The 9,027-nt window shown below is 73.0% G+C and carries 10 protein-coding genes; 7 read left to right on the forward strand and 3 right to left on the reverse strand.

What is annotated here, in order from left to right; genetic code table 11:
* The first annotated feature begins 5 nt into the window (after positions 1-5).
* The 7 genes from A2U95_RS24075 (at position 6) to serS (ending at position 6,204) form a co-directional block, all read left to right on the forward strand.
* Entirely contained in the window at positions 6-542 is a 537-nt protein-coding gene (locus tag A2U95_RS24075) for a DUF4260 domain-containing protein (RefSeq protein ID WP_166026672.1), read from the forward strand.
* The gene (locus A2U95_RS24080; protein WP_166026674.1) at positions 539-1,093 is read left to right on the forward strand and encodes a flavin reductase family protein; all 555 of its coding nucleotides are present in this window, start codon (positions 539-541) and stop codon (positions 1,091-1,093) included. The genes A2U95_RS24075 and A2U95_RS24080 overlap by 4 nt, the downstream gene beginning before the upstream one ends.
* Positions 1,090-2,073, forward strand: coding sequence for a ferritin family protein (locus tag A2U95_RS24085; protein ID WP_166026676.1), 984 nt, complete (start codon positions 1,090-1,092; stop codon positions 2,071-2,073). The genes A2U95_RS24080 and A2U95_RS24085 overlap by 4 nt, the downstream gene beginning before the upstream one ends.
* The gene (locus A2U95_RS24090; protein ID WP_166026678.1) at positions 2,070-3,077 is read left to right on the forward strand and encodes a beta-ketoacyl-ACP synthase III; all 1,008 of its coding nucleotides are present in this window, start codon (positions 2,070-2,072) and stop codon (positions 3,075-3,077) included. Before A2U95_RS24085 ends, A2U95_RS24090 begins: the two co-directional genes overlap by 4 nt.
* A 107-nt stretch (positions 3,078-3,184) precedes the next feature.
* Complete coding sequence (locus A2U95_RS24095; protein ID WP_166026680.1) at positions 3,185-3,415, forward strand: acyl carrier protein; 231 nt, start codon at positions 3,185-3,187, stop codon at positions 3,413-3,415.
* A complete protein-coding gene (locus tag A2U95_RS24100) occupies positions 3,415-4,635 on the forward strand; it encodes a beta-ketoacyl-[acyl-carrier-protein] synthase family protein (RefSeq protein ID WP_166026683.1) in 1,221 nt (406 codons plus the stop codon). Before A2U95_RS24095 ends, A2U95_RS24100 begins: the two co-directional genes overlap by 1 nt.
* Before the next feature lie 291 nt (positions 4,636-4,926).
* Positions 4,927-6,204, forward strand: a complete 1,278-nt coding sequence (gene serS, locus A2U95_RS24105) for a serine--tRNA ligase (RefSeq protein WP_166026685.1) — start codon at positions 4,927-4,929, stop codon at positions 6,202-6,204.
* Positions 6,205-6,271: 67 nt separating this feature from the next.
* Here serS and fabI read toward each other — a convergent pair whose 3' ends face one another.
* Genes fabI through A2U95_RS24120 form a run of 3 tightly spaced genes read right to left on the reverse strand, consistent with a single transcriptional unit; the run spans position 6,272 to position 8,780 of the window.
* Positions 6,272-7,045, reverse strand: a complete 774-nt coding sequence (fabI, locus tag A2U95_RS24110) for an enoyl-ACP reductase FabI (RefSeq protein ID WP_166026688.1) — start codon at positions 7,043-7,045, stop codon at positions 6,272-6,274.
* A complete protein-coding gene (gene fdxA / locus A2U95_RS24115; RefSeq protein WP_166026690.1) occupies positions 7,042-7,368 on the reverse strand; it encodes a ferredoxin in 327 nt (108 codons plus the stop codon). Before fdxA ends, fabI begins: the two co-directional genes overlap by 4 nt.
* Before the next feature lie 2 nt (positions 7,369-7,370).
* Positions 7,371-8,780 carry an MFS transporter gene (locus A2U95_RS24120; RefSeq protein WP_166026692.1) on the reverse strand — a complete coding sequence of 470 codons (1,410 nt, stop codon included), beginning with the start codon at positions 8,778-8,780 and terminating at the stop codon, positions 7,371-7,373.
* Between the last annotated feature and the right edge of the window lie 247 nt (positions 8,781-9,027).

Here is a 9,027-nt window from a genome sequence, read left to right on the forward strand (position 1 = left end):
TGACCATGGACCAGGCAAATCCCTTCGAGACACCGAGAACGTACTCGCTGCACCGGGCCGAGTACCTGGTGGGGCTCGCCGTGACCACCGGTCTCATCATCGCCCACTTCGGTGAGATCCGCTGGTGGGTCGCGATCGCCCTGTTCCTGTACATCGACCTGATCGGCTACATCCCGGGCGCCATCGCCTTCAAGCGCAGCGGCGGGCGGCCGATCCCCAAGGTCTACTACGTCCTCTACAACGTCATGCACAGCCTGATCACCCAGGCCGCGGTCGCGGCGCTGTGGTGCTGGCTGGTGGAGCCCGAGTGGGCGCTGCTGGTGCTGCCGTTCCACCTCTTCGGGGACCGCGGCCTGTTCGGCAACTTCATGAAGTCGTTCGCGCTGCCCTTCGAGCCGGTGCGCCAGCCCGGCTACCTGCGGCTCCTGGACGACCTGGGCCTGGCCCACCCCAAGCCGGCCGGCCACGCCGCGGAGCCCGTCCCGGTCGGCCACGTCCCGGCGCAGCCGGAGCGCCGGGAGCGGCAGGAGGCCCTGCGATGACCGCCACCACCGACCTGCGGACCGTGCGGCGTCCCGTGCGCCAGGACCCGGCCGAGCGGCGGCGGGCGCTGTACCACCTGGCCTCCCCCGTGTCGGTGCTGACCGTCGGCTCCGGGGAGCGGCTGCACGGCACCACGGCGAGCACCGTGACGCTGGTGTCGCGCGAGCCCCTGCTGGTGGGGGTCGTGCTGCGGGCGGGTTCGTCCTTCGCACGGCTCGCGGCTTCCGAGGGCCGGTTCGCGATCAACGTCCTCAGCGGCGGACAGGCCGACGTGGCCGGCCACTTCGCGGACAGCGGGCGCCCCGACGGCAGCGCGCAGTTCGCGGGACTGGCCTGGACGGCGGACTCGTACGCGAAGGCGCCGCTCCTGGCCGGTGCGCTCGCCCACTACACCTGCCGGTTCCACTCCGCCCACGCGGCCGGCGACAGCGAGTTGCTGCTCGGCCATGTCGTCCGGGCCAACGCCGGTCAGGACGATCCCTTGTTCAGCTACGCCGGGGAGCTGTTCACCGGCTCCCTGCACCCCGCGAAGGAGGCGGCCGCGTCATGACCGGTCATGTGGCACCCGAGGCCGACTGGGACAAGGCTCCCGGTCTGCTCGACGGAGCGAAGGAGCTGACCCTCGGACCCGAGGAGTGCGACCTCGCCTACTGGTTCACCTCCGTGGCGCAGGGCACCCTGCGCGACCGGGGCGAGACCGGGCACCACGTGGACGCCGTCGTGCCCGACTTCCTGAAGGAGCCGGGACCCCTGCGCGACGCCCTGGTGCTGGAGTTCGGGTTCCGCGGCCTGTCGGAGGAGATCGCGACCCGGCTGCTCGGCCACTACGTCGCCATCGCCCCCGGCGTTCCCGAACTGGAGTTCTACACCACCCAGTTGATCGACGAGGCGCGGCACGCCCGGGTCTTCCGCAACCACCTGGTGGAGCTGGGGGTCCCGCAGAAGACGCTCCTGAAGGACATCGACGAGATGGCCGCGGACTACCGCAAGCGGGTGCTCGACCCGGTCGTGGACTTCACCCTCGACATCGTCCGCGACCAGGCGGACTTCGCCGGCGGCGTCGCCGTGTTCGCCATCGTCATCGAGGGGGTGCTCGCCCCCGCGGCGGAGCTGAGCGAGCGCAAGTGGACCCCGCTGTCGCCGGCCACCGGCGAGATCTCGCGGGGCACCGCCATCGACGAGATCAGACACCTGACGGTGGCCAGCACGATCCTGCGCGATCACGTGGCCGCCCACCCCGAGTACCGCCCGCGCCTGCTGGAGATCCTGCGGGCCGGTGTGCGGCTCTGGGACGAGATCCCCGACCGCGAGTTCGTCATCCACCGCGAGGAGCTCTTCCAGGAGGGCATGGCCCAGCACGCGGACAGGATCGGCGACTACGAGATCTGGCCGGGCGTCCGGATGCTCGACACCACGCCGGAGCAGCGCTACGACATGGCCGAGCGCTGGACCGACGAGATGGCGGAGTCGCGGATGGCCTACATGGGGCTGCCGCTGGAGGCCCTCAGCAGCCCGCAGGCCGGCGCATGAGCGGGGGGCGCGCGGCGGTGGTGTCCGGGATCGGGGCGTACACGCCCCCCGACCTGGTCACCAACGACGACCTGGCGCAGCGGCTCGACACCTCCGACGCGTGGATCCGCTCGCGCACGGGGATCGCCGAGCGGTACGTGGTCGCACCGGGTACCGCGACCTCCGACCTGGCCGTCCAGGCGGGAGTGCGAGCCCTCAAGTCCGCGGGGGACGAGCACGTGGGGGCGGTCGTCCTGGCCACCACCACACCCGACCAGCCGTGCCCGGCGACCGCCCCGCAGGTGGCCGCCCGGCTGGGACTCGGACAGGTGCCGGCCTTCGACGTGGCCGCCGTCTGCTCGGGCTTCCTGTACGGTCTCGCCACCGCCTCCGGGCTCCTCGCGGCGGGCGTCGCCGACAGCGTGCTGCTCATCGCCGCCGACGCGTTCACCACGATCGTCAACCCGGAGGACCGCACCACGGCCGTCATCTTCGCGGACGGCGCGGGCGCGGTGGTGCTGCGCGCGGGCGACGCCGGCGAACCGGGCGCCGTCGGACCGCTGGTCCTCGGCAGCGACGGCGAGCTGAGCCACCTCATCGAAGTGCCGGCGGGCGGCTCGCGCCAGCGTTCGTCCGGTCCCGTGACCGACCCGGAGGACCAATACTTCCGGATGCTCGGCCGGGACACCTACCGGCACGCGGTGGAGCGGATGACCGGAGCGTCCCAGCAGGCGGCCCGGCTGGCCGGCTGGGGCATCGAGGACGTCGACCGGTTCGCGGCCCACCAGGCCAACGCCCGGATCCTCGACGCGGTCTCGGAACGGCTCGGGGTGCCGGCCGAGCGGCAGTTGACCAACATCGCCCGGGTCGGCAACACGGGCGCCGCCTCGATCCCGCTGCTGCTGTCGCAGGCCGCCGCGGACGGCCGGCTCTCCGCCGGGCACCGGGTGCTGCTGACCGCGTTCGGCGGCGGCCTCTCCTGGGGTGCGACGACCCTGGTCTGGCCCGAGGTCCAACCGGTCTGACGGTTCCCCCGGCCGACCGGACTTCTGTGCAGTACAGCCCTTCCGTACGCGCATGCGTACACCCCTCGCGTACGCCGCTGTCGCGTACGCCTCCGAAAGGATCCGACATGCTGGAGCAGCTCAAGGAAATCCTGTCCAACAAGCTCAAGGTGTCGCCCGAGGCCATCACCCCGGAGGCCACCCGGGAGGACATCGAGCTGGACTCGCTGGCCGTGGTGGAGCTGTCGCTGCTGCTCAAGTCCGAACTGGGCCTGGACATCAGCGACGACGACCTCCTCGAAACCGAGACCGTGGCCGACATGGTCCGGCTCATGGAGGAGCGGAGCGCGAAGGTCTGATGGCCGGCATGGACATCGCCGTCACCGGACTCGGCCTGGTCACCCCTGGCGGCATCGGGGTCGGGCCCAGCTGGGCGGCGGTCTGCGACGGCAGGCCGACCGCCGCCCTCGACCCGGTACTGGCGAACAACCCCGTACGTATCTCCTGCCGGGTTCCCGGCTTCGATCCGGAGACCCTGCTCAGCGCGCGGCGGGCACACCGCCTGGACCGGTTCGTTCAGTTCGCCCTCGTCGCCGCCCATGAGGCCGTCGCCGACGCCGGTCTCGACCCGACCACCTGGGACGGGGCGCGGGTCGGTGTGGTGCTGGGCTGCGCGGACGGCGGCCCCGGCACGGTCGAGGACCAGCACGACGTGCTGCGGGAGCGGGGCGCCGACCAGGTGTCCCCGCTGCTGCTGCCCATGCAGCTGCCGAACATGCTGGCCGGTCAGACGGCCATCGAGTTCGGGGCCACCGGGCCCAACCTGGTGGTGGCCACGGCCTGCGCCTCGGGCGCGACCGCCATCGGCATGGCCCGGGACCTGCTCGCCCTCGGCCGCTGCGACGTGGTGCTGGCGGGTGGCAGCGAGGCGATGATCACTCCGCTGGTCATGGCCGGATTCGCGCAGATGGGCGCGCTGTCACGGCGCGAGGACGACCCCGCCTCGGCCTCGCGTCCCTTCGACGCCGACCGGGACGGCTTCGTCGCCGGGGAGGGGGCCGGGATCCTCGTCATGGAACGCGTCGTGGACGCCCGGGCCCGCGGTGCGCACGTCCACGGCCGGATCATCGGCTTCGGCGCCACCGCGGACGCCCACCACATGACGTCTCCGCACCCGGACGGCGCCGGCATCGAGGCCGCGGTCCGCGCGGCTCTCGCCGACGCCGGAGCGGATCCGGACGACGTGCAGCACGTGAACGCCCACGGCACGTCGACGCCGCTCAACGACCTGGCCGAGGCACGCATGATCCGGCGGACGCTGCAGGGCGACCCGCTGGTCACCTCCACGAAGGGAGTCACCGGACATCTGCTCGGCGCGGCGGGCGCGGTCGAGGCCGCGTTCACCCTGCTGAGCGTCGAACACGAGATCGTTCCGCCCGTCGCGGGCCTGTGCATCCCCGACGGACGGATCGACGTCAAGCTCGCGCAGTCGGCCACGTCGATGCCGATCGACCTCGCACTCAGCAACTCGTGCGGGTTCGGCGGCCAGAACACGGCGCTGGCGATCGCTCCGGCCTGAGAGCCCGAGCACCGGCACCGGCGGCACGGGTGGGGCGGACGGCTCGGAGCCGTCCGCCCCGACCGGTTTCCGGGACGTCCGGACCCGGCACGCGTGCCGCCCTCCCCCGCGCGTCCCGGCGCGGGCCCCGCACCGCCCGGCCCGTCCACCGCCCGGCCCGTCCACCGCCCGGCCCGTCCACCGCCCGGCCCGTCCACCGCCCGGTGGATGGGCCGGCCGCCCGGTGCCCCTTGGCCCCACCGCGTCCGGCGAACACCCCGGGCGCGGCCCTTCCCACCCTAGGAGTCCGTCATGCACGACCCCGGTGAACTGCTCGAGGACGGGCCGGTCGCCGTGAGGCGACTGGCCCGTCGCCGTTACGACCTCGACCTGGCCGCCCTGGAGAAGGCGGTGCGCCGGCGGGCCGAGGCCCAGGCCGACGTGACCCGCTCGCGTACGGAGGCGAACCGCCTCTCGCGCACGCGCGGGCGCTCCGGGCCGCCCTCCGAGGAGGAGAAGGAGGCCGCCCGCGCCCTGCGCGCGGACGTGCAGCAGGCGGAGGCCGCGGCCCGGGCCGCGGAACACGACCTGGCCGAGCTGCTGCTCGGCATCCCCAACGTCCCCCTCGACCGGGTGCCGGACGGCGACACGGAGAAGGAGGCGGTGGAGGTCCGCCGCTGGGGCCCGGTGCGGGAGGACGGCGACGCCCCGCACCACGCCGACATCGGCGAGTCGCTCGGCATACTGGACAGCCCGACGGCGGCCAGGCTCTCCGGCGCCCGCTTCAGCGTCAGCCGCGGTGCCGGCGCCCGTCTGGAGCGGGCGCTGACCGACTTCTTCCTCGACCTCCACACCTGCGAGCACGGCTACACCGAGTACTCCGTCCCGTTCCTCGTGAACCGGGAGACCATGACCGGCACCGGCCAGCTCCCCAAGTTCGAGGACGACCTGTTCCGCACCCAGGTGGGCGACCGGGAGCTGTTCCTGGTCCCCACCGCCGAGGTGCCCCTCACCAACCTGGTGGCCCAGCAGCTCCTGGACGCGCGCGACCTGCCGTACGCCTTCACCGCGCGCACCCCCTGTTTCCGCGCCGAGGCGGGGGCGTACGGGCGTGACACCCGGGGGATCCTGCGCCTGCACCAGTTCGAGAAGGTGGAGCTGGTCCGCGTCTGCGCCCCCGAGGACGCTCCGGCACAGCTGGAGCTGATGGTGGGGCACGCCGAGGAGTGCCTGCGCCGCCTCGGACTCTCCCACCGCGTGGTCCTGCTGCCCGCCGGCGATCTCGGCTTCTCCGCCCGGGCGACGTACGACATCGAGGTGTGGCTGCCGGGCAGCGGCGCCTACCGCGAGATCTCCTCGGTCTCCGACTGCGGCACCTTCCAGGCCCGCCGCGCGAACATCCGTCACCGGCGGGCCGACGGCCGCAAGGGGCCCGCCGCCACCCTCAACGGTTCGGCCCTGCCCGTCGGGCGCACCGTCGCCGCGCTGCTGGAGCAGGGCGTGCAGGAGGACGGCTCCGTCCTGCTCCCCGAGGCCCTCGTCCCGTACACCGGTTTCCGCCGGATCCTGCCGGGCGGGGCGACCGCGTAGCGCCCGCACGCCGAGAGGGCGGGTGGTCCGGATCGGCTCCGGATCACCCGCCCTCTCGGTGTGCGTGTCACGCGCCCGTCATGTGCACCCCGCCGTCGACGTGGACGATCTCGCCGGTGGTGCGCGGGAAGAAGTCCGACAGCAGGGCGACCACACCGCGCGCCGCGGGGTCCGGGTCCGTGAGGTCCCAGCCGATGGGCGCCCGGTGCCGCCAGGCCTCGGCGAGCTCCCCGAAGCCGGGTATCGACTTGGCGGCCATGGAGCGCAGCGGGCCGGCCGCGACCAGGTTGCAGCGGATGTTCCTGCCGCCGAGGTCGCGGGCGAGGTAGCGGCTGGTCGACTCGAGGGCGGCCTTGGCCACCCCCATCCAGTCGTACCGCGGCCAGGCGACCGTCGCGTCGAAGGTGAGCCCGACCACCGAGCCGCCGCGTTCCTCCATCAGCGGCAGGCACGCGGTGGTCAGGGACTTCAGCGAGTACGCGGACACCTGCACGGCCGTCGAGACGTCCGCCCAGTCGCCGTCGAGGAAGGAGAAGGCGCCCTGGGGCCCGTACGCGATGGAGTGCACGACGCCGTCGAGGCGGTCGCACCCGTCGGCGGAGGCGCTGATCCGCTCCGCGAGCGTGTCCAGCTGCGTCCGGTCGGTGACGTCCAGCTCGACCACCGGGACCGGCTTGGGCAGCCCGGCCGCGATCCGCTCGATGAGGGAGAGCCGGCCGAAGCCGGTCAGCACCACCTCGGCGCCCTCCTCCTGGGCGAGCCGGGCGACGTGGAAGGCGATGGACGCCTCCGTGACCACGCCCGTCACCAGGATGCGCTTGCCGGCGAGGAGTCCGCTCATGACCGCACCGCTTTCTGTGCCAGGGTGGTGACCAGGGAAGAGTCGTGGTCGAGCACGCCGAGACCGCCCGCGCCTCCGGGCGAGCCGAGGGTGCCGAAGAAGTCGGCGTTGGAACCGCGGTGATCGCCCCACTCGGCGGGGACGTCGTCCTCGAAGTAGATGGCCTCCACGGGGCACACCGGTTCGCAGGCGCCGCAGTCGACGCATTCGTCGGGCTGGATGTAGAGGGCGCGCCGGCCCTCGTAGATGCAGTCCACGGGGCATTCGTCGACGCAGGAACGATCCTTCACGTCGACACAGGGCAGTGCGATGACGTAGGCCATCGTCAACTCCACTTCGCGTTGGGGGCGTCGGGCGAGGCGCTGACCTGGTCCACGGAGACTCCCGTGGTGCGCTCGCCCAGCGTGAGGACGGTGACGGCCAGCGCGGCCATCGAGGCGGCGATGACCCCGAACAGCGCACCCGGTCCGTACGAGTCGAGCACGGGCAGCAGGACGAACGGCAGCGCGGCGGCGCTGAGTTTGGACATCGAGTACGCCATGCCGGACGCGGTGGCCCGGATCGCCGTCGGGTACTGCTCGGAGAGGTACACGTGCGACACGCTGGAGAAGACGTTGCTGCACAGCGTGTAGCCGAAGCCGAACGCGACGATGAGGAAGGTCGATTCGGTGAAGGCGAAGCCCATCCCGGCGCCGACCATCGCGGCGGCGGACAGCGCGACGAGGGTCTTGCGTTCGACGCGGTCGATGATCGGCAGCGACAGCGCCGAGCCGACGGGGTAGCCGAGGAAGGACAGGGCGGTGAAGCCCAGGCCCGCCACGATGTCGTAGCCCTTCGCCGCGAGGATCTGCGGGGCCAGGGTGCCGAAGCCGTAGTAGCCGACCACGGAGAGCGAGCAGAAGATCCACAGCATCACGGTGCGGCGCCTCAGCCCGCGGGCGAAGATGTCCCGCAGCCTGGTCCGCCCGGCGACGGGCGTCTCGTGCCCGGCCGGGAGCGCCTCGACGGCCTGACCGGCCGGGATCTGGGCCTCCATCCGGGACACCAGCAGGTCGGCCTCCTCGGTACGGCCGTTCGCCGCCAGCCAGCGCGGCGACTCGATCAGCCGCCGGCGCAGCACCCAGACCACTGCCGAGCCGAGCGCCCCGATCACGAACAGCCAGCGCCAGCCGTCCACCCCCAGCGGGGTCAGCGGTACCAGCCACAGGGCCGCGAAGCCGACCGCGGGCACCCCGCAGAAGGCGATGGTGTAGGCCCAGGCGATGAACCGGCCGCGCTTGGCCGCGGGCAGGACGTCCGCCAGGTAGCAGTCGGACAGGGCCTGTTCGGCGCCGATGCCGATGCCGGCCAGGAAACGGGTCACGATCAGCCACTCCGCGTTGGGCGAGAACGCGCCGAGGAGGGAGAAGCCGGAGTAGATCGCGAGGTTGATCAGGAAGGCCCGGCGACGGCCGAGCCGGTCCGCGACCCGGCCGAGCACCAGCGAGCCGATGAACTGGCCGATGAAGACGGAGGCCAGGACCAGCTTGAGCGACGTCGCGCCGAAGGCGAAGTCGTCCTGGAGCACCTTGGCGATGGTGCCCGAAAGACTGTTCTCGAAGGTGTCGAAGAGCAGGCCGATCCCGATGACCGCGGTCAGGCTGCGGTGCATGGGGGTGATCGGCATCCGGTCCAGCCGGACCCCGATCGAGGCGGGAGAGACAGCTCTGCTCACCGCCGTGGTGGTCTGGGTCATGCGCGTGGCTCCTAGGGTGCTTCGGGTGGTTCGGGCCGGGAGCGGGAAGCGCGGCCCGGTGCCCCGGAACGCGGGGCGGAGGGGGCCGGGCCGGGCGGGTGGCGGTGCCCCGGCGAGGTCGGACGCCCCGCCCCCGCACGGGCCCGGGCCGATCGGCCGGGAGCCCCTGGGAGCGGGGCCTTCCGGGGCCGGGGGCCCGGGGTTCGGCCCCGGGCCCTCGGGCCCCGGACAGGCGGAGGACCGGGGG

This window comes from Streptomyces chilikensis, from assembly GCF_001642695.1.
Lineage (GTDB): Bacteria > Actinomycetota > Actinomycetes > Streptomycetales > Streptomycetaceae > Streptomyces > Streptomyces chilikensis.